Raw genomic sequence first — 25,017 nt, forward strand, 5'->3', positions numbered from 1 at the left:
CCGAAATCGGCTATTTTTGTTTGACTTATCGCATTTCATTCCCGAAAAGCGTATGTAACGTTACATTTTTGAGTGATTTATGAAAAGTGATGAGAAAAAGACCGGCATAAGGGTCGTCGCGAAGCTTTCCGGGGTTTCCACAGCGACCGTTTCGCGTGCACTTAACAATCCACAAAGCGTAAGCGAAGATTTGCGCATAAAGATACAGCGCGTGATTGATGAAACCGGTTATGTACCTCACGGCATGGCCCGCGCCCTATCCAGCAATAGAACCCGCACGATCGGCGCGATCATTCCGACAATAGACAATGCAATGTTTGCCCGCGGGATTGAATCGTTACAGAAATTTCTGTCTTCGCGCGGCTATATGCTTATTCTCTCGACAAACGCGTATGATATTGATGTCGAACTGGAACAGGCGCGCAATCTGATTGGACGTGGTGTCGATGGATTGATTTTGCGTGGAGACTGCCACCATCAGGCGCTACGCGATCTGCTGGCAACGCGCGCAGTACCTTTTATCAATGTCGGCATCTATAACCCGGCACAGCCCTACCCTAGTATAGGGGTCGACAACGAGGCTGCCGCATATCGCGCCATGATGCACCTTATTGAAATTGGTCACCGTCGTATTGGCGTGGTGAGTGCACTTCAGCGCAACAATGATCGTGCCAGTGCGCGAATGAGAGGGTTTCGACGAGCACTTTCCGAACACGGGCTGGAACTGCCAGAGGCTTGGCATATTGAAGTGCGCTATACGCTTGATGACGCACGCGATGCCGCACGACAAATCCTGCTCGGCAAGGATGTACCAACAGCGATTGCATGCGGCAATGACGTCCTTGCCTACGGCGTGATGCTCGAAGCAGAACGACGGGGCTTGAATATCCCTGGAGACCTCTCTGTTGTCGGGTTTGACGACCTTGAGTGGAGCCGCCATCTCCGCCCTTCCCTGACGACGCTGCACATTCCGACGGATTTAACCTGGAAAGGCGCTGGCGAATACATTCTGGCCCGTCTCGATGGACACAATGTGCCTACGCATTATGAAGTGGATTACGCTCTCATAGTCCGAGAATCCACCGCGCCACCCAAATAGTTAAAACTGTCCGTGTCGCTTTGTAAGCCGTATTAAAGCTGACAGTTTTCGCGTGCCAGAAAATCGAACTCGATTTCCAGTTGATCCTTTTCGATCATGATCCATCGTCACCTGCAAAACCCCAGAAGGACTCGATTTGGCCTTTAATGATCCTGATCAAGAATGCACGCACGTGTCTCATCCACGAAGAATGTGTTCAATTACTTCAGATCAACAGTCAACTTATCAATGACAGGACGCAATTCAAAAGGCTGCCCATCCGATCCAGGGAGCCGGTGTGGAGCGATCTATATCCAGACCAACGCTTCTAAACCGTCTGGCGCAACCTTTTCATAATCGATGCGTATACCCCTAATGTTTCCTTCTCAGGTTTGTGGATTTACCCGCTAACGTGCTCAAGTGCTATGTTCAATTCACCCGTGCCGCGGGGGTCCGGGTAACGCAAGAATGCCCGCACCCAGCCATGGCAGGCCTGCGTTTCCCTCTAAATTAATTGAGCTTATGCCGAGCGTACCATCTGCGATTGGCTGCCAAGTCCGGCGATGGAAAGTTCCATCTTCTGCCCCGGTTGAAGATAGACGGAAGGCTTCATGCCCATACCTACACCGGGAGGCGTACCCGTTGTAATGACGTCGCCAGGCTGTAGTTCCATGAATTTGCTGATGTAGGAAACGAGGAACGGAACGGCAAAAATCATCGTCTTACTGGAGCCGGACTGCATAACCTTGCCATCAACGCTCAGTTCCATCGCGAGATCGCTGGTATCAGTCATCTCATCGCGGGTCACAAGCCATGGGCCAAGTGGGCCGAAAGTTGGCGCGCATTTACCTTTAAGCCACTGCCCTGTGCCTTCAAGCTGCCACGCCCTCTCCGAGACGTCGTTGCAGATCGTATAGCCAGCGACATAGGACAAGGCGTTTTCTTCTGAGACATTATAGGCTTTCTTGCCGATAATGACTGCAAGTTCGACTTCCCAATCAAGCTTGGTCGAGCCTTGTGGTCGAATGACATCGTCATTCGGTCCGACAATGCAATTGGGAGTTTTTGAAAACAGGATGGGCTCCACCGGAATGGGCATTCCCGATTCCTCCGCATGGTCGGCATAATTCAGGCCGACTGCAATGAAGTTTACCGGAGTGGGGACACACGCACCAATGCGCACGCCCGGATCGACAACGGGAAGTGAAGTATGATCGAGTTGGCTGATCTTTTTGATAATCTCGTCAGAAAGATTGCTGCCTGAAAAATCGCTCACCACCTGTGAAAGGTCACGGATCGTGTTGTCCGGTGCCATCAAGCCCGGCTTTTCAGCGCCATTATCACCATATCTGAGCAACTTCATATCTGATTCCCTTCTGAAGCAACGGCCACGCCTGTCGTCTCGGACGCAACGTAAGCCGACATATGTGCAACGATTTCACCACGGACCATTGGAACACAGTCTTCAGGAAACTCCTGAACGAACTCCATTTCGGCTGACCTGGCGAGATCAATGAATTCTGCAAGTCTTGCCATCGCACCTGTGGTGAGGTCATGCAAAACAATTAAAGGATGGTCTTTGCCTTCACACATGTGAAGTGCTTTTTCGACCCAGGTTGCAGGCGTTTCCCAGTCACGTGGCACGACATTCCACAGGACGCAGGTGAACTTCCCGTCTTTGAGATATTCGACTGCATTCTGATCGAGAAGATCGTGATTTAGAAACCCACCGCCGCCAAAAGGGCGAAAGAATTTGCGCTCGTCTGACAGATCACCTATCAGCTCCTGTGTCTTGCCAATCTCGAATGCGGATGCTGCCTCATGCTTGCCAAGTCCAAGCGGAACAAGGTGGTTGAAGGTGTGGTTGCCGATCCAGTGGCCTTCCTCTTTTGCTCTGCGAACGACGGCGCGACGCGCAGGATCGCGCAGCTTATCTCCAACCACAAAGAAGGTTGCCTTTACATTCTTCCTGGCGAGCACGTCCAGAACCAAAGGTGTTACTTCCGGGTCAGGACCGTTATCAAAAGTCAGAGTAATTGGTTTGGGCATGTGCGCGATATTTCCTATGCGGCGGCTTTAGAAGAGGCGTTTTTCCATCCCGCGATCTGCCTCTCGGCGGCTTGCACGATCAGATCAAACAGAATGGCAAGGAAAAGAACTAACAGGATAGCTGCAAACACCCGTGGGCTGTCGAGCATCGTGCGGTAGCGTGAAATCAGAAAGCCGACACCAGCCGTTGACATCAGCATCTCGGCAACCACGACACCGACGATGACGAGCGCGCCACCAATGCGCAGCGAAGATAAAACCGTCGGCATGGTCGCAGGCACCAGAACCCGCAGAATCTGCTGACGTTTCGATGCTCCCATACTGCGCGCTGTCGTCATCAAGTTCTTGTCGATCGTCTGCACACCCGCAGCCGCACCAAGCATCGTTGGCAAAAAGCCATAGACACTGGCAAAGACTATCTTCGACTGCATGCCAATCCCGAACCATGCCGTGAACAACGGGTAAAGAACGACGAGCGGCACGGCATAGGCAGCCGACACCATTGGCAGAAACAGCTTGCGCGATTTTACCGACGAGCCAAGCAATATGCCGCAGGAAATGCCGCCGCCACAGGCAAATATCAGTGCGACGCCAACTTCTTGAAGGGTAACGAGAAGCTGGCTCCAATATTCACCGAGCTCCCCGTAAAGCGCCTGTAGGGTCAGCGAAAGCGGTGGCAGGAACAATGTCGGGATCAGCCCCATTCCTGGCAGCACTTCCCATGCTGCAATCAGGAGGGCAACAATGATCCATCGAGTGGTTCTGGCAGATGGACAGGTCATGATTTCAAGCCGTTCTGATCTGTTCCCAGATCCGGTTGCGGATCTTGATGAATTCAGGCTCCGACGTCATTTCAAACGTGCGCGGCCGCGGCAAGTCGATATCGATCCGGTCGATGATCTTGCCGGGACGTGCCGACAGGACAATGACATGGTCGGACAAGTAGATCGCCTCGGTGAGACTATGAGTGACAAACATGATGGTCTTGCCTGTTCGCTCCCATATCTGAAGCAGTTCGTCACCCATCACCATACGTGTCTGCTCGTCGAGCGCGGCGAACGGCTCATCCATCATGAGTACTTCTGGATCCTGAACAATACCGCGTGCAATCGAGACGCGCTGTTTCATGCCACCCGAAAGTTCATGTGGATAGCGGTCTGCAAATTCGCCAAGACCAACCAGCCCCAGCGCTTCGTTTGCCTTGCGTTCACGCTCGCCTGCCGCCACACCTCTCAGCGCCAGCGGGAATTCGACATTTTTCCTCGCTGTAAGCCACGGAAACAAATTTGCTTCCTGGAAAACCACGCCGATGCGCTCGGGATCGGGTCCATGAACCGGTTTTCCAGCGACCCTGATCTCGCCTGAAGATGGTGTGGCCAGACCAACCAGCATCATCAGCAGCGAGGATTTACCGCAACCGCTGGGACCGACCACCGAGACGAATTTTCCGGACGGAACCGTAAAGTTGATATTATCCAGTGCATGCGTGGTGCGCCCGCTACTGGTATGAATCTGGGTAAGGTTCGTAATTGCAACGCTGTCGATACCTGTCGAGGACATCGTTATCTCCTCCAATGCTCAAGCCTAGTTTCCACCATCCTGATCGCTTCGTTGAAGGCGATCGCAAGGACGGAGACAATCAAGATTCCGGCAAGCAGTCTGTCGATCATAAAATTCTGGCCCCATAAGCCGATCTGATTGCCGATGCCGGATCTCGAGGCATACATTTCGGCGAGCAGGATTCCGGTAAAGTTAAAGATCATCGCCAGGCGTACGGCTTCAAGAAGAACAGGAGCCATACTCGGGGCGTAAATCCGCCATAGGCTCTGACTAAAAGACGCGCCCATTGCCCTTCCCACCATCAAATGCTCACGCTTTACGGAGTCCACAGCTGCAAAAGCGGTCATCATCATGATGAAAATTGCCGAAAACACGCCAAAAGCGACTTTCTGGCCCATCCCTATTCCGAATGCGAGGATGAACATGGGCAGGAAGATGGACTTGGGAATACTGAAAACGAAGAAAATCAAAGGCTTGAAAACTTCGCTTGCATAAGGCCTTTCAGCAATCAGCAAACCCAATACTGCACCTGCCGGCACGGCGATCAGGAAGGCCAGCAATGTCTGGATCAGCGTTGTTGACAGATGCCCTCTGAAGGCGGCGTTGCCCAGCAGATCAGCAGCGGTCGAAATTATCTTGCTGGCTGACGGCAGCAGTCGTGCATCCACGATCCCGAAACGGGAAGCTGCCTCCCATGCCAGAAAAAAGATAAAGACCAAGCCTGTCCTGATGAGCCAATCTGGCATTTTCGACTGCTCCATCGGGCTTACTTCGTTGGAACTGGCTTGAAGCGGGTCTCTATGATGTCGGCAGCCGGAGCAAGATCGCTCATTCCGCCGATGACAGCCAGATCGATGGCAGCCTGCGCACCCTCAACAGTCATTGCACCATCCGCAGACAAGCGCTTGAACTGCTCCTCGTATTCTTGAACAGCCACATCGCGCTCGATCTGGTTCAGCTCCATCAGCAGATTGATTGCTTCTTCCTTATTGGCCTGAAGATATGCGACGCCGCCATAGATGGCATTGAGAGCTTTCTGAACAAGTTCCGGCTTGCCTTCAATGACAGCATCGGAGGCTGCCCAGCCTGCATTGAGATGCTTGGGGATTTCAGCACCAAAGTCGATTAGCGAACGTCCTTGGCCGCTCTGTATCACCTGAAAACTCAGTGGCGAGAAAATGACTGCGGCAGAGACATTACTCGAGATCAGATTAGGTACGAGACCGCCGCCGCCAAGCGGAATCGGATTGAAGTTGATCTTCTTGTCATGAAGGGTCCAGCGGGCGAGGAAGTCTGAAAGGCTGCCTGCTGAAGTGATACCGACATTAGCGCCATCAAGCCCCTGCACATCTTTGATATCACTCTCAGCGGAAACAATAAGGTGCCAGCCATAATTGGCATCGGAACCTTGCGCAATCATCTTTGCATTAACGCCACGCGTGCGCCCAGTCGCCACGATCGAAGGCTGGATCGAGATGATATCGGCAGCATTGGCGGCAAGCGCCGTGAAAGCCTCGCCACCGCTCTGATAAACCGTCAGTTCCGCGGCAATACCTTCCTTCTCAAACAGGTTCTGTCTCTGGGCCGTTTCAGCAACAACCGTTGGCCACCATGCCTGCGTGGCCAGACCGATCCGCACGGTTTCCTGCGCAGTTGCGACAGAAGACATGGCGGTAATTGCAAAAGCTGCAACTGAAACCTCCGCAATGAGCTTCAATGATTTCGCCTTCAGAGATTTTCTCGAAAATTGCATCATGATTTCCTCCCAAATCAGCTTTTGCTATTCAAAAGCCTTTCAATTTCAGCACGTGACAGGACATCGCCATATTTAAGTTCGATGTCCACCAGTGCCTGATTATGAGCTTGCCGGTCCCGGTCGGCGACAGCCTCACGGCAAACGACAGCTTTATATCCATATTGACAGGCATCCACTGCCGTTGCCCGGACGCAGCCACTCGTGCTTGTGCCGGTGATCACGACTGTATCAATGCCTAGCGCCGTCAGACGCGCATCGAGATCCGTTGCAAAGAAAGAACTTGCATATTTCTTGGAAATGACCGGATCATCCGGCAGGCGATTGAGCCTGTCATCCAGCTCCACGCCCCAGCTGCCCTTATGAAGGGTTGAAACGCCATCGATCTTGCTGCGCCAGTTGGTCGCTTCCGCCTCTGCCTGCGTTTCGTAACAAATGATCATGTAAAAAACAGGCAGACCGTGCTTTCGGAAACTATCCGTAAGATGGTTTGTTTCCGTAATCTCAAGGAGCGAGTCGGAACCGAGCTGATGTTCGGGGACAGTAAACGCCTTGCAAAAATCCACAACCACGAGCGCGGGGGATTTGCCAAAGCCACTACGTCCGGCAAAACCACGCATAGTCAGGCTTTCAAGCGTCGTCATCTTAACCCTCCCATCGATCTCCTGCAATCAGAATAGGGACAAGTTGACACCCGAAACAATATAATGTTTTAAGAAAAGGTTTTTTCCAATAAGGAAATAATCATATGGATCGCATAAACTTCCCATTTGATAATATCCCTCTGAAATCACTACGTATTTATATATCAGTGGTTGATGCGGCCAGCTTTTCTGAAGCTGCAAAACAATTTCGCATTGGGGTGCCTGCCGTGAGCAAGCACATATCGCTTCTTGAAGAAAGCATGGGGGTAGCTCTCCTTCTGCGGACAACACGCAAAGTAACGGTGACGGAAGCAGGCCGCGAATTTTATGGCAGGTGCCTATCCATTTTGCGCATGGTCAGCGAGGCGACTTCATCTCAACACTCGGGTCATATCCGCATATCAGCAGCACCTTCCGTCTCATCCTCTATCCTCAACCCCCATATGGGCAGGTTCCTGACCGAGCACCCCGATATTACCATTGATTTCTTCGTAACCAGTGCCTTGCCTGATCTGATCCGGGACAGGATTGACGTCGCGATTGTCTTGCGTGAATGGCCCGGTGTGAAACTCAGTCACCGGAATCTGGGCACGATGAAGCGTGTTCTATGTGCCTCTCCTGGCTATATCGAGACGCATGGTGCGCCAACGGATCAAATGGAAATCCGCTCGCACCGTGTCCTGATGAGCCTGCTGAAGGGCGAAGTCGATCCATGGGTCTGCATTGACGAGGGCAAAAGGCGAACTCTTTCGGTAAGACCAGTGATGCTAAGCGACAACGGCGATACCATTCGCCAGGCCTGCATCCAAGGAGCTGGAATTGCCAATCTCTATCGTTTCCACGGGCAGGACGATATCGACGCTGGTAATCTTGTTGAAATTTTGCCTGAGATAGAGATCGAGCCGGTTGGCCTTTACGCAGTGATGCCGCACAAAGATATGATCAACCGGGCAACCCTTTCATTTCTGGATTTCTTTCAACAGATCATTGAGGAAGGGCCATGGAAACATCATTAGGATAGGGACTCATTCTACTCCATGCGATTACAGCTGATATGAGCACGATAGCTGAGAGATAATTTACAGCAAGTCTATCATATCTATTTGCGATGCGCCGCCTGTTCTTGAGTTTGCAGAAAAGCCGCTCGATAACATTCCTGCGTAGATAGGCTTTTCGATCCAAAGGGTATAGTGTGCTGGATGCGGTAGACGGCGGGATCACGACCTTGATATTTGCCTTTTTTCAAGCCACTGAGTGAAGCTGCCTGCATCATAATCTTTGTCAGCCAGCAGACGCTTTGTGGGGCGCGCGACTTTCATTAACGGGATGGCCATTTTGACGTACGCAACATTGCTGGGCGTTAAGCTGACGGCGTCGGGTCTGCCGCATTCATCGGCCAAACAATGGATTTTCCGCGGATTTTGCATGTGGTTCCACCGCGTGAAGTGCTAATCGCTAGCGCCGACGCCCCCTTTTGAGCCTTGGGCAAGACAACGAACAAGTTTTCACCTGAAGTCCGCCGACGCGCCATCAGTATGGTGTTGGATCACGAGGTACAACACCTGTCGGGGTGGGCGACCGTTTCGTCTATCGCGATGAAGATTGGCTCTTCATCTGCCACGCTGCATTAATAAGTAAAGAAGAGAGAGATCGACAGCGGCAAACCAGATTTTACGCAAAGCCTCGGCTTATACGGCCTGTGCGTCCAGCATGGCATAATATCGTTACTTGGCCTCAGCTTGGAGGGTATATTGCTGATGAGCTAAAGGAGCGACGGTTGTTGAACCAGCCGACCCATTCCAGCGCAGCGAACTCCACAGCCTCGAAGTTACGCCACGGCCCACGTCGATGGATGACCTAGGCCTTGTAGAGACCATTGATCGCTTCGGCGAGAGCGTTGTCGCAGGAACCGCCAACACTTTCGACAGACGGCTTGATGCCTTCTTCCCCCAGCCTTTCGGAATAACGAGCGGACCCATATTGTGAGCCGCAGCCGGAATGATGAACCAGCCTGCCACGGTGAAGGGGCCGCCGATCATGCTGTGCCTGGTCGAGGGCATCGGGCACAAAGCCCGCATGAGCAGTCCCGCTTGCCCGACAGCTGACGATGCGGCGAGCGGAGGTGACGATCAAAGAAGCCACGTAGACGAAGCCCTGCCAGATCGCTACATAGCGGAGATCTAAAAGCCGCGGCATGTCCGGTGCGGGCGCATAGAACTGGCGGTTCACCCGGTCGAGCGGACATGGCGCGGTCTTGTCGCCGGTCGTCGTGCGGATCGATTTGCCGCAAAAGATGCCCTGTAGCCCATCCTCTCATAGGCCGAGCGACAGTTCAGCGGTCTACTCTCGAGCATATCAAGAGAGAGTTCGTTGAGAGCGCCCCGAATCCGTTGCTGCGCATCCTAACCTTAAGATAGCCGCCCTCTGGGCCCGATTCTGTCCGTTACCCTATATCTGTGCACCTTTAATGTTCGGAACCATGAAGGACAGTAAGGTAATCGTCGCGATAAGCAAGAACGAGGAAGCCCAAATCTTCCAAGTTGCCGATTACGGCCTCGTCGCGGACATATTTGACGCTTTGCCGCAAATTGCAAAAGCAATCTGAGTGATAGTGGAAACTAGTGTAGCAAATCTCCAAATCGTATCACTTCGCAGCAAGGCTTCGATCGAATTTCAAATTCAAAGCCACGTTAGTAAAACATTGAGTCAACAGTGGTTAACGGTTCTGAAGTTCCTGAACGAAGATGCCATATCAATGATAGGAACTTCTAATCCACCACACGAAAAAAGGGGCTCTGTTGCAAATTTTTTCGGCGTTTATAGAGGTCCTTAGTTCTGGCTGCACTTATGCTGCGAGTTCGGCAAAGGCCTCGAATGGTGAGCGGTTGTTGGTGGCGATCTTGTACGGAACACCATTGCTTGCGATCGCTTTCTTAAAGAAACGTCTCGCAGCGCTCAGGTTCTGCCGCTCGGATAGCATTAATTTAAGCGTTTGGCCGTCACGATCAACAGCTCGGCAGAGATAGGTCCGTTTTCTTTTGATCCTTATATAACTCTTATCAACATGCCATATTCCAGATGTTGATTGTTTGCGGATTTGCGCCTGAGTCGCAATCGGAGGCGACTAACGAACAAACTGGGGTTCAATGTCGCGGGGTCAATGCCCACGCCACTTTCAGTTATGATTTCGTTAGGTCACGATAGGAAATCGGATAGCGGACATAAAAGAAAATACCATTAAGAATGAACCTTTGCGGAAGTGGGCTCTTTTGAAAGCGTCGGCCATCCACTCTCACCTCACTCAGCCATCCGCGCCAACCGGGGCAATGTCATTCGTTATAAAAGGAAAGTCCACTTGTCGGCGCAGTCTTCTCTAAAGAAAGCCGCTCTCTTACATCCGCGCGAGAAGATCATCGCGCGCAGACACGCAGTGCTCCTGCACGACGCGCCCGGCAAGGTCAATATCGCGTGATCTGACGGCTTCGACAATGCGTCTATGCTGGCAGACGATTTCTGAGATCCGCGCCTTACTAAGCCCAAAGCGGCTACGCAGATTGATTACCAAATCCCATCCTTGGTCGAGGATGTATGAAGCCTCAGGATTATCTGCGACTTCTGCAATAAAGCTGTGAAATTGTTTATTTGCTTCAGACATACGCTCGTCCACTCCCGCGGCGGCGGCCTGTTCGTGGCGAAGGGCAAGATCAGCCAAATGATCAAGTTGCGCATCCGAGATGTTCAGTGTTGCCCTGCGAACGAGCATGCTCTCGATCGCTGCGCGCGTGTCGTGAATATCGGCTACGAATTTAGCCGTGACCGGTCGGAGCACGGCGCCCCTGTGAGGTTCGAGAGTGACCAGCCGCTCGCCCGAGAGCTGAAGCAACGCTTCTCTGACCGGAATGTGACTCGTCCCATAGCGCTTGCTCAGCTCGTCGACACGCAGCCTCGAGCCGGGCGAAAGATTGCCCAGAACAATATCCCTTCGGATCGCAGCCAGAAGCCTCTCGGCAATCGTCCCGGATAATGGATTGGCGCTGCTCAAATCAATGCTCCTTTAGCGCGTCTGTAAGCCGAGAATACACCATTTGCAAACCAGACGGAAAGAGGGTTGCAGATATTTCTATATTATATATAATATCTAATGCAAGGTGGAGGCCTTGATTTCGCGGCGAGGTGGACGCGATGAAAATGGGAGGAAAATGATGACCGATGCGAATGAAACCGGACAGGCGGGTGCCTTGCAGATCAAGCGACGGCAAATCCTGCAGCTGGCGGGCGTCGGCGCGGCTATGGCGCTGCTGCCGGGAATGGCTCGCCCCGCTTTTGCCGACGAGAAGGCCGTGAAGGGCGGAATCCTCCGGGTCGCCGCTCCTTTCAATCCTTCCAGTCTGGACCCTGTTACCAGTGGTGCTGGCTCCGACCACATGATCCTTTATTCTATCTACGATACGCTGGTGGATTTCGAGCCGGCGACCCTGCGGCCTATTCCGGGTCTTTCGACCGCGTGGGAGTTCGAAACGCCGACGAAGCTCGTCATGACATTGCGCGAGGGAGTGACGTTCCATGACGGGACGGACTTCAATGCGGAGGCGGTAAAAGCCAATCTCGATCGCGCCATGACGCATAATCGATCGACGGCGAAGGGCGACATATCATCCATCGAATCGGTCGAGGTGCTCGATACCTACAAGATCGCCATCAATACTAAATATCCCGACACTGCGCTGCCTCTCATTCTGGCAGACCGCTCCGGTATGATGGTCTCGCCAGCTGCTGTAGAAAAGGCCGGAGGCACCCTTGATCGTGCCCCTGTGGGTACCGGGCCATTCCGCTTCGAGCGCTGGGACGACGGTGATGTGGTGCAGCTCATTCGTTTTGATGATTACTGGGACCCCGAACTGCCGCACCTTGATGGCATCACGTTCCGGGTTATCACGGATTTGAATACCGGACTGCGCTCGGTGATCGCGGGCGAAACGGATTTCTGCTACCGGCTCAATCCGCAGCAAAAGCTGGTGGCAGACCGAGCGGGCAAGCGGGTCGTCGTCCGGACTTCGCCTACTGTCGCCAACTATCATATTGTCTTTAACTATAGCAAAGCGCCTCTAAACGATGTGCGTGTGCGTCAGGCCATCAATTTCGCTGTCGATCGAAACGCTTTCAACGAGGCAGCTATGCTCGGGCTTGGCGTTCCAGCACAAACATTGCTGCCGCCGGGGTACTGGGCACACGACGACTCGCTCAACGATTTCTATACCTTGAATCGCGACAAGGCTCGGGCGCTGCTGGCGGAGGCGGGATATGCAGACGGCCTGAACCTGCAATACTACAGCAATGCTGACCAATCCTCACAGCAGCGCGCCGAAATTATCATGGAACAATTGCGCCAGGTCGGCATCCGCTGCTCGCTTGTCACGGGCTCGAATGCCGATATGTTCCAACGATTCATGGTTCGCGGCGAAGGCGACGCGATTATGGTCAACTGGACCGGCCGCCCCGATCCGGTGCAGGGCTTTCTCTTCGTCTATGGTGAGCAGGGCGCGAACAATGCGGGAAAAGTGCCGCCTCCCCCGGAACTCGCCGCCGCCATCGCCAAGGCACAGGCCGGTGTAACACAGGAAGAACGCAAACCAGCCTTCGCGGAGGCCGAGCGCATCATGCTCGAGCATGCTCTTTCCTGTGAGGTGGCTTTCGTTCCCGCCATCGAGGTCCACCGACCAAATGTGGGCGGCTACGAACCAAATCTGCTTGGAAAGCCGAAGTTCAATCGCCTGTTCCTCAAAGCCTGAAACCCTTCCTCGCGGAGCCGTGCATAGCCGGTCGGAGTCCCGGAGATGCACATTTGCCGCCTGGCATTCAGGTGGTGGGCGATCGCCTCGTGTCAAACCAGAGATAGTTCTATGAAGATTGCTCGCCTTAAAATTCTGCATGCCGCATCTGGATGGCGGGTCACGTCGTTTCTGAAGATAGAGACCGCCTGCGGCATCGTCGGCTGGTCAGAGTTCAGCGAAAATGTCGGAACGCGCGGTCTTTCGGCCACGATCCTTGCCCTTGGCGAGAAAATCATCGGTGAGGACCCACGGCGCGTCGAATTGGTCACAGCCATTCTGAACACCACGATAATACCGGCCTGGAGCGGTATCAATCAGCATGCCGTCGCCGCAATCTGCAACGCGTTGCTCGATATCAAGGGCAAGGAAATGGGTGTGCCCGTGCATGCGCTTTTCGGCGGCGCGGTTCGTGACCGCCTACCACTTTATTGGTCGCATTGCGGCACATACCGGGTGCGCTACGCTGACAGCCTGAACCTCTCGCCCGTCAAGCGGATCGATCAGTTGCAGGCGGTCGCCGCCGAGGTTCGGGAGCGCGGCTTCCGGGCACTGAAGACCAATGTGATGATGATAGAGGACGGCAGCCTTGCCAATTTTCGTCCGGGCTTCGGCTCTACACCTGGCTTTCCGGAACTCAATCCACAGCCCGAAGTTTTCAAGGTTCTCGACCAGACGCTGAAGGCGCTGCGAGAGGGGGCGGGTGACGATATCGAGATCATGCTCGATGCAAATTTCAATTTCCGCCCCGAAGGCTATCTCCAGCTCATCCGAACCGTCCGGCCGCATCGTTTGACGTGGCTGGAACTGGATTGTTATGACGCGGCGGCGGTGACGGCAATGCGCAGGGAGGCAGGATTCCCCCTCGCCACGGGAGAGTCACTGTACGGCAGACGCAGTTATCGGCCATTTCTGGAAGCGGGGGCCATGGATATCGCCGTCGTGGATGTCCTGTGGAACGGCGTACTGGAGGGTCTAAAGATCGCTGCTCTTGCCGATGCCCATGACGTCAACATAGCGCCGCACAATTTCTACGGCTATCTCGCCGATCACATCAGCGCCCATTTCGCGGCCATGATACCCAATCTCAGAATGCTAGAGATTGATGTCGACGACATCCCCTGGAAAGGCGAGTTCGTCACCCATTACCCGGTGATCGAAGACGGCCACATGCTGGTACCGACACGGCCGGGATGGGGCACGGATGTCGATGAGCAAGCGGTGAGGCGTTATCCTGTAACCTGGTGATATAATGATAACCGACATAGACAAGCCAAGTCAGACCCGCACCGAAGAAACGGTGCCATCTCCTCTTCTGGACGTGCAAGGTCTCGGCATCAACTTCCACACCGCGCGCCATCCACTTTCCGTCGTGCGCGACGTGACATTCGCCATTCGACCCGGTGAATGTGTGGGACTGGTAGGGGAAAGCGGATGCGGCAAAACGGTCACCGGCCTTGCATTGATGGGTCTGTTACCACTGCGAACCAGCCGTTTTGCCGGACGCATCCTCTTTGCCGGCGAAGATCTGCTGTCGCTTTCCGAGCGGCAGTGGCGCCGCATCCGCGGCCGCCGTATCGGCATGATCTTTCAGGAACCCATGAGCGCGCTCGATCCGATCTTCACGATCGGCGAGCAAATCAGCGAAACCTTGCGAACGCATTTCCGCATTGGCCGGGCCGAGGCGCGTGATCGCGCTATCGAAGCGCTGACCAAGGTGGGCATTCCCGAACCCGCCACACGCTATGACGCCTATCCGCACGAGCTGTCGGGCGGAATGCGCCAACGAGCAATGATCGCCATGGCGATCAGTTGCGAACCAGATCTGCTGATCGCCGACGAGCCGACGACTGCGCTCGACGTTACCGTACAGGCGCAGATCATGGACGTTCTGGGCGAGCTCAGCGCGCGTTCCGGCATGGCCATGCTCTTCATCAGCCACGACCTTGGACTCGTCTCGCAGACGTGCAGCCGGATTGTCACCATGTATGCGGGTGAGGTGGTCGAAACGGGAGTGAGCGACGACATGCTCACGCGTCCCCGCCATCCCTATACATCCGGTCTGCTGCGATCTCTTCCATCATTCACGCCAAGGAAAGCACGATTGCCTTCCATTCCCGGCCGGGTTCCCAGACCGGGAGAATTTTCCGACGGCTGTCGTTTCGAAGGGCGATGCCGGCATTCGACGCCCTCTTGCAAGGAGCGGCAGATGTTGGCGCCGCAGCCGGAGGGCGGTCTCGCCCGCTGCTGGCGTGCGCAGGAACTTTCCCTGCCCGGAGTGTTGTCATGACCCATGCCGAAAAGTTGGCGATGCCGATCATCGCGGCGCAAAATGTTTCCGTGCGCTTTCCCGTCGGGCGGGGAAAAGTTCTGACCGCCGTCGACGATGTAAGCGTCAACGTGCGGAAGGGAGAGACCTTCGGCCTCATCGGCGAGTCTGGATCAGGCAAATCCACACTCGGCCGTGCCATCGTCTGCCTGGAACGACCTGCCGAAGGCCAGATCGTGCATGAAGGCATCAACCCCTACGAGATGCCGCGCCGCCAGTTGCACGAACATCGCCGACAATACCAGATCGTCTTCCAAGACCCGGCAGCCGCCCTCAACCCACGCATGACGATCCTGAAATCCGTGCGAGAGCCTCTCGATGCCGCGTCAATTGGCACGTCCGACGAGCGCAATGCCAACGCTCTGGAGATGATGACCCGCGTCGGCCTGGGCGAGGCCTTTGCCGGGCTCTACCCGCACCAGCTTTCGGGCGGCCAGAAACAACGTGCCTGCATCGCGCGCGTTCTGACACTGCGCCCCTCGCTGATCGTCTGCGACGAAGCGGTTGCAGCACTCGACGTTTCGATACAGGCAGAGATCCTCAATCTCCTTGCGGAGCTTCAGCAGGAATTCGGCCTCACCTACTTCTTCATCACGCACAATATCAGCGTGGTGGAGCATATAAGCGATACGATCGCCGTCATGTATCTCGGCCGGATCGTCGAGATCGCGCCCGCCGAACGGCTGGCAAAGGAGTACCTCCATCCATACACCGAAGCGCTGCTGTCGGCCGAGCCGGTTGCCTTGCCATCATCGATGCGGCCAGACCGGCGGATCGTGCTGGAAGGAGAGTTACCGAGCCCGATGAACCCACCTTCGGGATGCCGTTTCCGAACGCGCTGTCGCTATGCAACCGGGCTTTGCGCGGCCGAGACACCGCCGCTTCGCGAACTGTCTCCCGGGCACGCCAGCGCATGCCATTACGCAGAGACGTTCCGCAGCCCGGCGGAACAGGAAGCAGGTGACAAATGAGCGGGTCTCATCTTCCCCGTGTTCTTTTCTGGCGTCTGTTACAGGCCCTGCCGGTCGCCGCAATGTCGACGCTCGCCATCTTCGGCCTGATCCAGCTGGTACCTGGCGATCCCGCTGCCACGATTGCCGGTGAATACGCGACAGCCGAATCTATTGAGGCGATACGCCAGACGCTGGGGCTTGATCGGCCGTTGTGGGAGCAGTACGGCACCTGGCTCTGGAACGCCTTCCACGGCGATCTGTCGACATCGCTGCTCACGGGCCTGCCGGTCATGGACGAAATCGCCCGGCGGTTGCCGTCGACCCTGCTGATCGCCGGGCTGGCCCTCGTCATTTCCATCCTCGTCGGCGTGCCGCTTGGCATCATAGCTGCAACACGCGCGGATGGATGGGTCGACCGTGCCGTGACGAGCATCGCATCGCTTGGCGTCGCCGTACCGAATTTCTGGCTGGGAATGATCCTCGTCAGTATCTTCGCCCTGGGCTTCGGATGGTTTCCGACCACCGGGGCCAAGCCGATCACCGAGGATTTCTGGGGCGCCCTGCATCATGCGGCCCTGCCAGCCGCAACACTTGCCACGGCCGGGATCGCAGAAATCGCACGCCAGCTTCGCAGCTCCCTCATCGAAGTCCTGCAATCGCAATATGTGCGAACCCTGCGCGCCAAGGGGCTGCCACCGACGCTTATTCTCTGGAAGCACGGCTTACGGAACGCAGCGCTCACGTTGCTGACCGTCATTGGTCTCGTGTTCAATCACACATTGGGTGCGACGGTCGCGACTGAGGCGGTGTTTGCCATACCCGGTGCAGGATCGATGATCGTCAATGCCGCGATCAACAAGGATTTTCCGATCGTTCAGGGTGCAGTCTTTGTGCTTGTGCTCATGGTTATAGGGATGAACCTGATCATCGATCTGCTCTACACAATGCTTGACCCCCGCATGAAAAAGGCATGACCGAAATGACGCAATCATCCGCCTCATCTCGACCGCTAGGCTCCGCATTGCGCTGGCTGGGACAGGATCTGCGAGCAACGCTCTGCCTGGGCTATCTCGTGATGCTGGTAGCATTCTCGCTGCTGGCACCGCTGATTACGCCGCATTCGCCGATCGAGCAGACCATGGACTTTCTGGCTCCGCCTGACGCCAACCATTGGCTGGGAACAGACGACCTTGGTCGTGATGTCTTTGCGCGTCTCGTATACGGCACACCGATGAGCCTTTATGCCAGCTGCCTTGCCGTCGCAGTGGGCCTGACGATCGGGCTGCCGCTTGGAATGCTCGCCGGCTATCTCGGCGGCTGGTTCGACAGCGTCGTCAGCCGGGTGATAGACACGTTGCTGTCCTTTCCCGGCATCGTCCTTGCTGTCGCCGTTACCGGCGCGCTGGGGATCGGATTGACCAATGCGATGATTGCGGTCGGCATCGTCTTTGCGCCCAATATCGCCCGCCTGATCCGCATCCAGACGATCGTCGTCAAGAACGAGCTTTATGTCGACGCATCGCGCAGCTTCGGCATGTCCGTGCCTCGAATCATTTTGCGCCACATCGTCCCTAATGCCATCCAGCCCGTCATCGTGCAGGTCACGCTTATGCTGGCCGGTGCTCTTCTCGCGGAAGCGAGCCTCAGCTTCCTCGGTCTTGGCGTACAGCCGCCATGGCCGAGTTGGGGCCAGATGCTTGCACGCGGCTATACCTACATGGAGATAGCACCGGAGCAGATGTATGTGCCCGGCATCGCGATCCTCCTTACTGCGCTTGCCTATAATGGCCTTGGCGAATCCCTGCGATCACGGCTGGACCCCACCCGCAGGGCGCGTTGACCCTGATCTGCGGAAGACAAACATAACGAAAGGAAAACAGATGAAGATCGGTTTTATAGGATTGGGGGTTATGGGATACCACATGGCACGCCATCTTGCAGCGGCAGGTCATGAGATCACCGTCTACAACAGAACTGCTTCCAAGGCTTCTGCCTGGGTGGCCGAAAATGGAGGCCGGCAGGCCGAGACACCGCAAGCGTTGGCACAGGGGCAGGATATCGTCATGGCCTGCGTGGGTAAAGATCGTGACCTCGAACAGGTGACGCTGGGCGACGAAGGCGCCTTTCAAGCCATGACGGCAGGTACGCTCTTCGTCGATCATACGACCGCGTCCGCCGATCTGGCCCGGAGACTTAACAAAGCAGCCCAGGAGCGCGGCATTGGCTTCATCGACGCTCCTGTTTCCGGCGGCGAGGCAGGGGCGCGCAATGGAGCGCTGACGGTCATGTGCGGCGGCGTTCAATCTGACTACGACCGCGCTGAAAAAGCGATTACTGCCTTTGCTCGCGCTTGCAGGCTGATGGGACCGTCCGGCGCGGGCCAGCTGACCAAGATGGCCAACCAGATCTGCATTGCCGGGCTTGTTCAGGCGCTTTCCGAAGGCATTCATTTTTGCCAGACGGCGGGCCTTGATGTCGATGCAATGCTCGATGTCGTATCGCAAGGAGCCGCGGGTTCTTGGCAGATGCAGAACCGGGGCACCACGATGAATAGTGGGGAGTTCGAATTCGGATTTGCAGTCGAGCTGATGCGCAAGGATCTGGGCATATGCCTTGACGAAGCGCGCCGTAACGGTGCTTCCCTGCCGGTCACATCGCTTGTTGACCAGTTTTACGCCGACGTCGAAAAGTCCGGTGGAAGAAGGTGGGACACATCGAGCCTGATCACACGCCTTAAAACCACTTGATCCAGGAGAGTATCCATGTCCACCCGTTTCCGTATCGTCGCCACCAGCCCTCTGCACCCCGATGCCGAAGACGTGCTCCGCCAGTCCTACGACTACGAAGCGGTTTCTGATGGCAGCATTGGCACATTGCGGCGGATGATCGTCGATGCGGATGGAATCATCGTGCGCAACAAGCTCCCAGATGATATATTCAATGCCGCAGGCCGTATACTTGCGTGCGTACGGCATGGGGTCGGGCTGGATTTCATTCCGGTGGAGGCCGCAACTGCGAAGTGCGTTGCCGTCGCCAATCTGCTGGAAGCAAACAAGCAATCCGTTGTCGAACATGTCGTCGCCACCACACTTATACTGGCGCGTAATTATGGCGACATCGATCAACGTTTCCGCACAGAAGGCTGGTCGTCAAGAAATGGCTACGAGGGCATAGAGCTAGCTGGCAAGACCATCGGTATTGTCGGCTGCGGGCGCATCGGGCGCGGCGTGGCCCGCGCCATGCGCTACGGCTTCGGCATGCAGACGATCGGCTACAACCGCAGTCCCATGCCCGCTGACGAGGATATTTTATCGGTTTCGCTTGCCGACTTATTTGCTCGCGCCGATATCGTCAGCCTGCATATGCCGTCAACAGCGCGGACGCGTGGCATCGTGGATGAATCACTGCTTGGCTTGATGAAGCCGGGTTCGCTTCTGATCAATGCCGGAAGGGGCGATCTTGTCGATGAAACCGCTCTGATCGACGCCTTGTCGAAGGGACGCCCTGCCGCTGCCGCAATCGATGTCTTTGAGCCGGAGCCGATCCGGCCAGATCACCCCTTTTTAAAGATCCCAAATATCTTCCTGACACCTCATATCGCTGGCGGCACGCGAGAAGCCAGTCGAAGGATGAGCATGCAATCGGTTGAATCGATAGATCAGCTGCTTTCCGGCGAAAGGCCAAATTCGCTGGTCAATCCTGATGTATGGGAGCAATATCTGGCCAGACTTGCGCAAAGGTCGCTCCTTAACTGAAAACAGCATACAAAAATGGCCCGTGCCGAGCTGGTAGCACAAACAGTGGCGAGCCTGGAATGCCATGGGGGGCAATCGGTGGTGTCGCCTTAAAATTTAGGCCGTGTCCCCATAAGCGTGGTTCCTCTTCGTAATGGTGTGTGATTCACTCTCTTTGAAAGGAGATTGCCATTTGCCGTCACGAATTGAGCGACGAAGAATGGGCTGTCACCGCGCCGCTTCTGCCGACCAACACCAGTGGGATTGAAAGAGTTGATGACCGTCGAGTGATCAACGGCATCCTGTGGCGCTTCAGAACGGGATCGTCCTGGCGCGACGTGCCGGAACGTTATGGACCGCGCACGACGCTCTACAATCGGTTTTCCCGCTTGTGCAAAGCAGGTATCTGGGATCACCTTCTAGACGCCGTTTCAAAGCGTTACGACGGCGATATCGTGATGATCGATTCATCCTGTATCCGCGTTCACCAACACGGTACCAACGCTAAAAAGGGAGATCTGCAGATCCTTGCATGGGACGCTCGCGTGGCGGCCTGACAACCAAAATCCATGCACTTGTCGATGCTGATGGCTTGCCGGTTAGCCTGGAATTAACCGCAGGTCAGGCTGCTGATGCCTCCATGGCTGAAAAGCTGCTGAGTGACGTTCAGCCCGGAGCAACGATCCTTGCCGACAAGGCATATGACACCGATGCTATTCGTAACATCGCCAAACAACGCAAATGCTGGGCGAACATTCCTGCAAAAGCCAATCGCAAACAGATCTTCAGCTTCAGCCGTTGGGTCTATCGTCAGCGCAATCTCGTCGAGCGGTTCTTCAATCGTCTCAAACAGATGCGCGGCTTGGCCACACGATATGATCGACGCACAGACAACTACCTTGCGGCGCTCAAGCTCACTGCGACAAGAATATGGATCGCATCAATTAATGAGTCTGCTTTCTAGGGTCAGGACTCGTTAAATCCAAGCCAGAAGATCACGGCTGCAGCGATGCATATGCTTGAGAAGAATGCGTGGGCGCATGGGTCGTATCGTGTATGAATTCTCCTCCAGTCCTTAAGCTTGCCGAACATGTTTTCGATTTTGTGGCGCTTTTTATAGAGCATCGGGTCATACGGGATGGCGAGTTTGCGGTTTGCCCGAGATGGAATGCACGCGGTAATCTTACGGGCTGCCAAGGCGTCTCGAAACCAGTCGGCGTCATACCCCTTGTCAGCCAACAGGGATTTGGCCTTGGAAACGCGGGAAGCATCTTTGCCGCTCCTTTATAATCGCTCATCTGCCCTTCGCTCAGAAGCAGGATGAGTGGTCGACCGTGATCATCGCAGACGGCATGCAGCTTAGAGTTCAGCCCGCCTTTGGTCCGCCCAATACGTCTGGGAACATCCCCTTTTTTAGCAGACTGGCTGCGGTACGGTGGGCTTTCAAGTGGGTGGCGTCGATCATCAGTTGTTCGAGCTTACCGCGTTTGGCGGTCAGTTCGGCAAGAATGCGGTTGAACACGCCCAGCCTACTCCACCGGATGAAACGGTTATAGATCGTCTTGTGTGGACCGTATTCTCTCGGTGCGTCACGCCAACGCAGCCCATTGCGCAAAACAAAGATGATGCCACTCAAAATTAGACGGTCATCAACGCGCGGAATGCCGTGCGACAGCGGAAAATACGGTTCGATGCCGCGCATCTGCACCTCTGAAAACAACAGTAACTCACTCATCGCGGAACTCCTTTCGATCCAAATGAATCAAAGCCTCCGCAGAGGTGCAAGTTATTTAATAGGTCCTGACCCTAGAGCGCGTCCGCTTTACTGGGGGTCATATCCGCACGATTTGAAGTAGTTGGCGCATTCTTGTGGTTCGAACAGCGTAACGATTTGGCCAACGGTATTCCATAAGCCGTCGATCGTTCGCTCGGCTTTTGCGCGCAAGACGGCCTTGAGCTTCGCGAATGCCTTCTCGATTGGGTTGAAGTCGGGACTGTATGGAGGAAGGTAAAGCAACCGGCATCCGGCGTCTTCGATTGCGTGACGTACTCCTTCCGCTTTGTGTGCAGGCAGATTATCCATGATGACGATGTCGCCCGGCACCAAGGTTGGAATGAGAACCTGCTGGACATAGGCCTGGAATGCTACCCCGTTCATCGCGCCGTCCAAAACCATGGGTGCGGTCATTCCAGATAGCCTGAGGGCTCCGGTAAACGTCGTCGTCTTCCAATGGCCGTGCGGGACCGGTGAGCGGCATCTATCTCCGCAAGGGGCCCGTCCACGAAGCCGGGACATCTTCGTGCTCAGGCCGGTTTCATCGATGAAGACGAGCCGCGCCGGATCGAGATCGAGTTGGTCGTCGAACCAATCCTGACGACGTTTCAGCAGGTCAGGACGCTCCTGCTCCAGTGCATGCGCGGTCTTTTTTTGAAAGTCCAGCCGCGCTTTTGCAGCCAGACGTCAAGCGCGCTGCGCCGATCGATACGGCTCTGTCCTCGCGCAATCGCAGAACCATCTCGTTGAGCGTGATATCCTTTTCCTCTTCGATTATGCGGATGATGAAGTCCTCGTGAGCATCGAGGCGTGAACCACCGCGTCGGCCCTGCTTGGCAGGCGTCAACTGGCCCGCCCGTGCGCTGGCAATCCAGGCGATGGCCGTTGAAATGCCAATTCCAAATCTGGCTGCCGCCGATCTCGCCGACATGCCATCGCGTGACGCAGCCAGAACGCGGCTACGCAAATCATCACTGAAAGCTCGGGGCATATTGCCTCCGACCAAATCACCAGTCGAAGCGATAGAATCAGAATTCGGAAGCCAGGGGAATCCTCAACCCGATTCCGCGTTCAATGGACGTGCTCTAAATTATATGGGTGCATCACGCTTATTGTGCAACGCATAATGAGGCGGGCACGAGACTTGTTGAATGCCTCGGATTAAACTTCAGCGAGTTTAGTGGCAGATAATTTCGCATCAGAAAAAGTGGGTGCGCCCGTGCGACCGCAATCCAATCGCAAAGACAAATTGCCATTAAGCTTGGAATAAGAACCCCATTCCATGGGGTATCGGCATCCAAACGGGGGTCTGACGCACCCTCGATGTTATCAGCGTGCCCGACGACACGTGCTTCAAGCAGATCGAATTTTCCACGCCCGTACATCTACCGTTTGATGGGCTTGAGTTTGTTGATCTGACCTTCTGTCTGCCCGATCGACCACTGTGATGTTATTGCATTCTGAACCGCAGCTTTGTCGCGGATTATGCCGTTAGTGAATGACACGACCAAGCTTCTTGCTGCGCATCCAAATCCTCTTCAGACATGCGCCGCAGCATCTCGTGGAAGCTCTCGACGAGATCCCTAGCTTCGACAAGGTCTGATAGTCGCTCCTCAATCGCAGCAGCTGTCATCGTTTGCGTCTAGGTCTAATGTTAACGTTCGACGGTCTGACCTTGCCCGTTGACATAATCCATATTGAAGTAAGCTCTGGCCGCTTGAAAGGACCAGGAAATGAGGGCAACCGTTTCACAGACGAACAGATTTTCGGCATTCTGAAGGAGCACGAGGCGGACGTACAGTTCTCGGAGCTTTGCCGCATGCACGGCGTCAACGATGCTGGCATTTATAGATGTAAGGCTAAGTTCGGCGGGAGGGAAGTGTCCCAGACCATACGTTCGAATACGAAGAGGAAATGTGTTGCGTTTTGAGACTTTCCGACACATTAGGCAGGTGGATGGACCGCGCCTAAACAAAATAGCTCAAATAGTGCAAACAAACCCAACCAATTTTCAAATTCAATTTGTGCAACAAAGCCGCGCTCTATAGTCAGACGGCGTCAGGCCATTCCAGCGTTTGAACGATGCCCGAAAGTTGGCGGCGTCCGAAAAGCCGAGAAGTTCAGCGATATCATCGACCGTGAATGTGTTCGCCTTCAGACAGCGCTGCGCCAGTTTGTTGCGCACCTGATCGAGCAATGCTGAATAGGATGTATCCTCTTCCATCAATCGCCGACGAAGGGTTCGAGGCGACATGGCTAGACTATCGGCAACCGCCTCCATCGAAGGAAATTTAGCGGCACTTTCCATGAAAATCCGAGAAACCTGCCCTGCCAATCCGCATTTTTCCGGTACCGGTCCTATCAGCGTCTCGCAGAATTCGAGCAACATGGCATGGGTCACCGGATTGGTAAGCGGAGGACGGTCGTCAAGGATGGACATTTCGTAGGTAATTTCGGTGCGTTCGGCCGAAAACACCACGGGACATCCAAATTCCTGCTCGAGCAGGGACTTTAGCTCCACGGTATCGAGCGTGACATTGATGCGGATCGGCTTTCGGTCGGCATGCGCAATATCCTTCACGTGAGTGACATGCTGCGCCAGTTGCTGGATCATCAGGAATGTACGTTGCGGTCTCGTATAGGCCCGTCGATGCTCGTCTGGAAATGTCCAGACGAAATGCCCTTCCCTGATCTCCCAGGCTATCTGGAAGACCGGCGTGGCAAGACCATGATATTTGACGGCGAATTCGAACCCTGATCGAACCGTCGGGCTGCACATAAGGGCAAACCCGTAGAGACCATAGGATGATAAATGAAGCGACTTGCCGACCCGGATCGGTAATCGCAGGTCACGCGAATAACGAATGACGTTCGAACAGGCCGTAAGGTACTGATCCACCGTGCTGTGCACCTTGCCGTCAGTCAGACCCGAAGCAACGAGACCCGTACCGCTGAGCACCATTTCCGGCGGCATACCAAACTCCGCAGCCGCCTGTACCAGGGCAAACAACTTATAAGGTGCGAAAGCCTTCATTCGAACTGCCTCTCTCCCCGCTTCTAAACGACGTCGCTTCGAACAGACTATACATCTTTGTCCGTTTTGCACCCCCTTTCTGTCCCGTACTCACCTCCAGCTTCCAACATTGGCGACGCACGTTGTCGGGTGGGGAGGAAACTGGAAAATGAGAACGAAGAATGCATTTCAGGCCGCCATTTCTGGTGCTGCGCTGCTTGGTGGTATAGATATAGCGGCGACACATGACTACCCGCCGCACAAGGTCTTTCTGAGCATGAACTACGTCTGAAACGACTGAC

General features: G+C 55.0%; 22 protein-coding genes and 7 pseudogenes. 15 read left to right on the forward strand and 14 right to left on the reverse strand.

What is annotated here, in order from left to right; genetic code table 11:
* The first annotated feature begins 79 nt into the window (after positions 1 to 79).
* On the forward strand, positions 80 to 1,099 hold the full coding sequence (locus tag AAIB41_RS15355; RefSeq protein WP_343314907.1) for a LacI family DNA-binding transcriptional regulator: 1,020 nt from the start codon (positions 80 to 82) through the stop codon (positions 1,097 to 1,099).
* A gap of 499 nt (positions 1,100 to 1,598) precedes the next feature.
* On the opposite strand, the gene AAIB41_RS15360 is transcribed toward AAIB41_RS15355, so the two are convergent.
* Genes AAIB41_RS15360 through AAIB41_RS15390 form a run of 7 tightly spaced genes read right to left on the reverse strand, consistent with a single transcriptional unit; the run spans position 1,599 to position 7,084 of the window.
* The gene (locus AAIB41_RS15360; RefSeq protein WP_343314908.1) at positions 1,599 to 2,441 is read right to left on the reverse strand and encodes a fumarylacetoacetate hydrolase family protein; all 843 of its coding nucleotides are present in this window, start codon (positions 2,439 to 2,441) and stop codon (positions 1,599 to 1,601) included.
* The gene (locus tag AAIB41_RS15365; protein ID WP_343314909.1) at positions 2,438 to 3,127 is read right to left on the reverse strand and encodes a polysaccharide deacetylase family protein; all 690 of its coding nucleotides are present in this window, start codon (positions 3,125 to 3,127) and stop codon (positions 2,438 to 2,440) included. Before AAIB41_RS15365 ends, AAIB41_RS15360 begins: the two co-directional genes overlap by 4 nt.
* A 14-nt stretch (positions 3,128 to 3,141) precedes the next feature.
* On the reverse strand, positions 3,142 to 3,909 hold the full coding sequence (locus tag AAIB41_RS15370) for an ABC transporter permease (RefSeq protein WP_343314910.1): 768 nt from the start codon (positions 3,907 to 3,909) through the stop codon (positions 3,142 to 3,144).
* A 4-nt stretch (positions 3,910 to 3,913) separates the two neighbouring features.
* Positions 3,914 to 4,687 carry an ABC transporter ATP-binding protein gene (locus AAIB41_RS15375; protein WP_343314911.1) on the reverse strand — a complete coding sequence of 258 codons (774 nt, stop codon included), beginning with the start codon at positions 4,685 to 4,687 and terminating at the stop codon, positions 3,914 to 3,916.
* A 2-nt stretch (positions 4,688 to 4,689) separates the two neighbouring features.
* Positions 4,690 to 5,433 (reverse strand): ABC transporter permease, encoded by a 744-nt coding sequence (locus AAIB41_RS15380; RefSeq protein ID WP_343314912.1) that lies wholly within the window; start codon positions 5,431 to 5,433, stop codon positions 4,690 to 4,692.
* Between the two features lie 20 nt (positions 5,434 to 5,453).
* The gene (locus tag AAIB41_RS15385; RefSeq protein WP_343314913.1) at positions 5,454 to 6,443 is read right to left on the reverse strand and encodes an ABC transporter substrate-binding protein; all 990 of its coding nucleotides are present in this window, start codon (positions 6,441 to 6,443) and stop codon (positions 5,454 to 5,456) included.
* A 14-nt stretch (positions 6,444 to 6,457) separates the two neighbouring features.
* Complete coding sequence (locus AAIB41_RS15390) at positions 6,458 to 7,084, reverse strand: isochorismatase family protein (RefSeq protein ID WP_343314914.1); 627 nt, start codon at positions 7,082 to 7,084, stop codon at positions 6,458 to 6,460.
* Between the two features lie 104 nt (positions 7,085 to 7,188).
* Between AAIB41_RS15390 and AAIB41_RS15395 the strand changes: the two genes are divergently transcribed.
* Positions 7,189 to 8,100, forward strand: coding sequence for a LysR substrate-binding domain-containing protein (locus AAIB41_RS15395; RefSeq protein WP_343314915.1), 912 nt, complete (start codon positions 7,189 to 7,191; stop codon positions 8,098 to 8,100).
* Here AAIB41_RS15395 and AAIB41_RS15400 read toward each other — a convergent pair.
* Positions 8,069 to 8,302, reverse strand: a complete 234-nt coding sequence (locus AAIB41_RS15400) for a transposase (protein WP_343316095.1) — start codon at positions 8,300 to 8,302, stop codon at positions 8,069 to 8,071. The two genes, AAIB41_RS15395 and AAIB41_RS15400, sit on opposite strands and share 32 nt — an antisense overlap.
* 263 nt (positions 8,303 to 8,565) lie before the next feature.
* Between AAIB41_RS15400 and AAIB41_RS15405 the strand changes: the two are divergent.
* Positions 8,566 to 8,712: pseudogene (locus AAIB41_RS15405) on the forward strand (IS3 family transposase); the annotation flags it as partial.
* Positions 8,713 to 8,808: 96 nt separating this feature from the next.
* Here the strand turns inward: AAIB41_RS15405 and AAIB41_RS15410 are convergent.
* Positions 8,809 to 9,428 (reverse strand): annotated as a pseudogene (locus AAIB41_RS15410) (DDE-type integrase/transposase/recombinase); the annotation flags it as partial.
* A gap of 135 nt (positions 9,429 to 9,563) precedes the next feature.
* Here AAIB41_RS15410 and AAIB41_RS15415 point away from each other — a divergent pair.
* Positions 9,564 to 9,689: pseudogene (locus tag AAIB41_RS15415) on the forward strand (electron transfer flavoprotein subunit alpha/FixB family protein); the annotation flags it as partial.
* A gap of 291 nt (positions 9,690 to 9,980) precedes the next feature.
* Here the strand turns inward: AAIB41_RS15415 and AAIB41_RS15420 are convergent.
* Together AAIB41_RS15420 and AAIB41_RS15425 are read right to left on the reverse strand one after the other, a co-directional pair.
* Positions 9,981 to 10,374 (reverse strand): annotated as a pseudogene (locus AAIB41_RS15420) (DDE-type integrase/transposase/recombinase); the annotation flags it as partial.
* 101 nt (positions 10,375 to 10,475) lie between these two features.
* Positions 10,476 to 11,126, reverse strand: a complete 651-nt coding sequence (locus AAIB41_RS15425) for a GntR family transcriptional regulator (RefSeq protein WP_343314916.1) — start codon at positions 11,124 to 11,126, stop codon at positions 10,476 to 10,478.
* 157 nt (positions 11,127 to 11,283) lie between these two features.
* Here AAIB41_RS15425 and AAIB41_RS15430 point away from each other — a divergent pair, with 157 nt between their 5' ends.
* The 9 genes from AAIB41_RS15430 (at position 11,284) to AAIB41_RS15470 (ending at position 20,892) form a co-directional block, all read left to right on the forward strand.
* The gene (locus AAIB41_RS15430; protein ID WP_343314917.1) at positions 11,284 to 12,873 is read left to right on the forward strand and encodes an ABC transporter substrate-binding protein; all 1,590 of its coding nucleotides are present in this window, start codon (positions 11,284 to 11,286) and stop codon (positions 12,871 to 12,873) included.
* 111 nt (positions 12,874 to 12,984) lie between these two features.
* On the forward strand, positions 12,985 to 14,160 hold the full coding sequence (locus AAIB41_RS15435; RefSeq protein ID WP_343314918.1) for a mandelate racemase/muconate lactonizing enzyme family protein: 1,176 nt from the start codon (positions 12,985 to 12,987) through the stop codon (positions 14,158 to 14,160).
* Between the two features lie 4 nt (positions 14,161 to 14,164).
* Positions 14,165 to 15,202, forward strand: coding sequence for an ABC transporter ATP-binding protein (locus tag AAIB41_RS15440; RefSeq protein ID WP_343314919.1), 1,038 nt, complete (start codon positions 14,165 to 14,167; stop codon positions 15,200 to 15,202).
* Positions 15,199 to 16,212: an oligopeptide/dipeptide ABC transporter ATP-binding protein gene (locus AAIB41_RS15445; protein ID WP_343314920.1), complete on the forward strand. Its 1,014-nt coding sequence runs from the start codon at positions 15,199 to 15,201 to the stop codon at positions 16,210 to 16,212. The genes AAIB41_RS15440 and AAIB41_RS15445 overlap by 4 nt, the downstream gene beginning before the upstream one ends.
* Positions 16,209 to 17,168, forward strand: coding sequence for an ABC transporter permease (locus AAIB41_RS15450; protein ID WP_343314921.1), 960 nt, complete (start codon positions 16,209 to 16,211; stop codon positions 17,166 to 17,168). Before AAIB41_RS15445 ends, AAIB41_RS15450 begins: the two co-directional genes overlap by 4 nt.
* A 5-nt stretch (positions 17,169 to 17,173) precedes the next feature.
* Positions 17,174 to 18,034, forward strand: coding sequence for an ABC transporter permease (locus tag AAIB41_RS15455; RefSeq protein ID WP_343316096.1), 861 nt, complete (start codon positions 17,174 to 17,176; stop codon positions 18,032 to 18,034).
* Entirely contained in the window at positions 17,979 to 18,941 is a 963-nt protein-coding gene (locus tag AAIB41_RS15460; RefSeq protein ID WP_343314922.1) for an NAD(P)-dependent oxidoreductase, read from the forward strand. The genes AAIB41_RS15455 and AAIB41_RS15460 overlap by 56 nt, the downstream gene beginning before the upstream one ends.
* Positions 18,942 to 18,956: 15 nt before the next feature.
* Positions 18,957 to 19,949: a hydroxyacid dehydrogenase gene (locus tag AAIB41_RS15465; RefSeq protein WP_343314923.1), complete on the forward strand. Its 993-nt coding sequence runs from the start codon at positions 18,957 to 18,959 to the stop codon at positions 19,947 to 19,949.
* A gap of 164 nt (positions 19,950 to 20,113) precedes the next feature.
* Positions 20,114 to 20,892 (forward strand): IS5 family transposase gene (locus tag AAIB41_RS15470; protein WP_343316097.1). Its coding sequence is split into 2 segments (ribosomal slippage): positions 20,114 to 20,446 and positions 20,449 to 20,892, totalling 777 coding nucleotides; the frame shifts between segments, so codons are not numbered across the junction.
* Between the two features lie 2 nt (positions 20,893 to 20,894).
* Here the strand turns inward: AAIB41_RS15470 and AAIB41_RS15475 are convergent.
* Positions 20,895 to 21,663 (reverse strand): annotated as a pseudogene (locus tag AAIB41_RS15475) (IS5 family transposase).
* Between the two features lie 87 nt (positions 21,664 to 21,750).
* Positions 21,751 to 22,693 (reverse strand): annotated as a pseudogene (locus tag AAIB41_RS15480) (IS630 family transposase).
* Between the two features lie 726 nt (positions 22,694 to 23,419).
* Here AAIB41_RS15480 and AAIB41_RS15485 point away from each other — a divergent pair.
* A pseudogene (locus tag AAIB41_RS15485) lies at positions 23,420 to 23,590 on the forward strand (transposase); the annotation flags it as partial.
* Between the two features lie 129 nt (positions 23,591 to 23,719).
* On the opposite strand, the gene AAIB41_RS15490 reads toward AAIB41_RS15485, so the two are convergent.
* Positions 23,720 to 24,736, reverse strand: a complete 1,017-nt coding sequence (locus AAIB41_RS15490) for an AraC family transcriptional regulator ligand-binding domain-containing protein (RefSeq protein WP_343314924.1) — start codon at positions 24,734 to 24,736, stop codon at positions 23,720 to 23,722.
* 148 nt (positions 24,737 to 24,884) lie between these two features.
* Between AAIB41_RS15490 and AAIB41_RS15495 the strand changes: the two genes are divergently transcribed.
* Complete coding sequence (locus AAIB41_RS15495; protein ID WP_343314925.1) at positions 24,885 to 25,007, forward strand: hypothetical protein; 123 nt, start codon at positions 24,885 to 24,887, stop codon at positions 25,005 to 25,007.
* Positions 25,008 to 25,017 lie beyond the last annotated feature (10 nt).

Origin of the sequence: Brucella sp. BE17 (assembly GCF_039545455.1) — a bacterium.
Classification (GTDB): Bacteria; Pseudomonadota; Alphaproteobacteria; order Rhizobiales; family Rhizobiaceae; genus Brucella.

Coding starts and splice junctions, on each gene's coding strand:
- AAIB41_RS15355 (WP_343314907.1), top strand. CDS start 80: ATGAAAAGTGATGAGAAAAAGACCGGCATAAGGGTCGTCGCGAAGCTT.
- AAIB41_RS15360 (WP_343314908.1), bottom strand. CDS start 2,441: ATGAAGTTGCTCAGATATGGTGATAATGGCGCTGAAAAGCCGGGCTTG.
- AAIB41_RS15365 (WP_343314909.1), bottom strand. CDS start 3,127: ATGCCCAAACCAATTACTCTGACTTTTGATAACGGTCCTGACCCGGAA.
- AAIB41_RS15370 (WP_343314910.1), bottom strand. CDS start 3,909: ATGACCTGTCCATCTGCCAGAACCACTCGATGGATCATTGTTGCCCTC.
- AAIB41_RS15375 (WP_343314911.1), bottom strand. CDS start 4,687: ATGTCCTCGACAGGTATCGACAGCGTTGCAATTACGAACCTTACCCAG.
- AAIB41_RS15380 (WP_343314912.1), bottom strand. CDS start 5,433: ATGCCAGATTGGCTCATCAGGACAGGCTTGGTCTTTATCTTTTTTCTG.
- AAIB41_RS15385 (WP_343314913.1), bottom strand. CDS start 6,443: ATGATGCAATTTTCGAGAAAATCTCTGAAGGCGAAATCATTGAAGCTC.
- AAIB41_RS15390 (WP_343314914.1), bottom strand. CDS start 7,084: ATGACGACGCTTGAAAGCCTGACTATGCGTGGTTTTGCCGGACGTAGT.
- AAIB41_RS15395 (WP_343314915.1), top strand. CDS start 7,189: ATGGATCGCATAAACTTCCCATTTGATAATATCCCTCTGAAATCACTA.
- AAIB41_RS15430 (WP_343314917.1), top strand. CDS start 11,284: ATGATGACCGATGCGAATGAAACCGGACAGGCGGGTGCCTTGCAGATC.
- AAIB41_RS15435 (WP_343314918.1), top strand. CDS start 12,985: ATGAAGATTGCTCGCCTTAAAATTCTGCATGCCGCATCTGGATGGCGG.
- AAIB41_RS15440 (WP_343314919.1), top strand. CDS start 14,165: ATGATAACCGACATAGACAAGCCAAGTCAGACCCGCACCGAAGAAACG.
- AAIB41_RS15445 (WP_343314920.1), top strand. CDS start 15,199: ATGACCCATGCCGAAAAGTTGGCGATGCCGATCATCGCGGCGCAAAAT.
- AAIB41_RS15450 (WP_343314921.1), top strand. CDS start 16,209: ATGAGCGGGTCTCATCTTCCCCGTGTTCTTTTCTGGCGTCTGTTACAG.
- AAIB41_RS15455 (WP_343316096.1), top strand. CDS start 17,174: ATGACGCAATCATCCGCCTCATCTCGACCGCTAGGCTCCGCATTGCGC.
- AAIB41_RS15460 (WP_343314922.1), top strand. CDS start 17,979: ATGGCCTTGGCGAATCCCTGCGATCACGGCTGGACCCCACCCGCAGGG.
- AAIB41_RS15465 (WP_343314923.1), top strand. CDS start 18,957: ATGTCCACCCGTTTCCGTATCGTCGCCACCAGCCCTCTGCACCCCGAT.
- AAIB41_RS15490 (WP_343314924.1), bottom strand. CDS start 24,736: ATGAAGGCTTTCGCACCTTATAAGTTGTTTGCCCTGGTACAGGCGGCT.
- AAIB41_RS15495 (WP_343314925.1), top strand. CDS start 24,885: ATGAGAACGAAGAATGCATTTCAGGCCGCCATTTCTGGTGCTGCGCTG.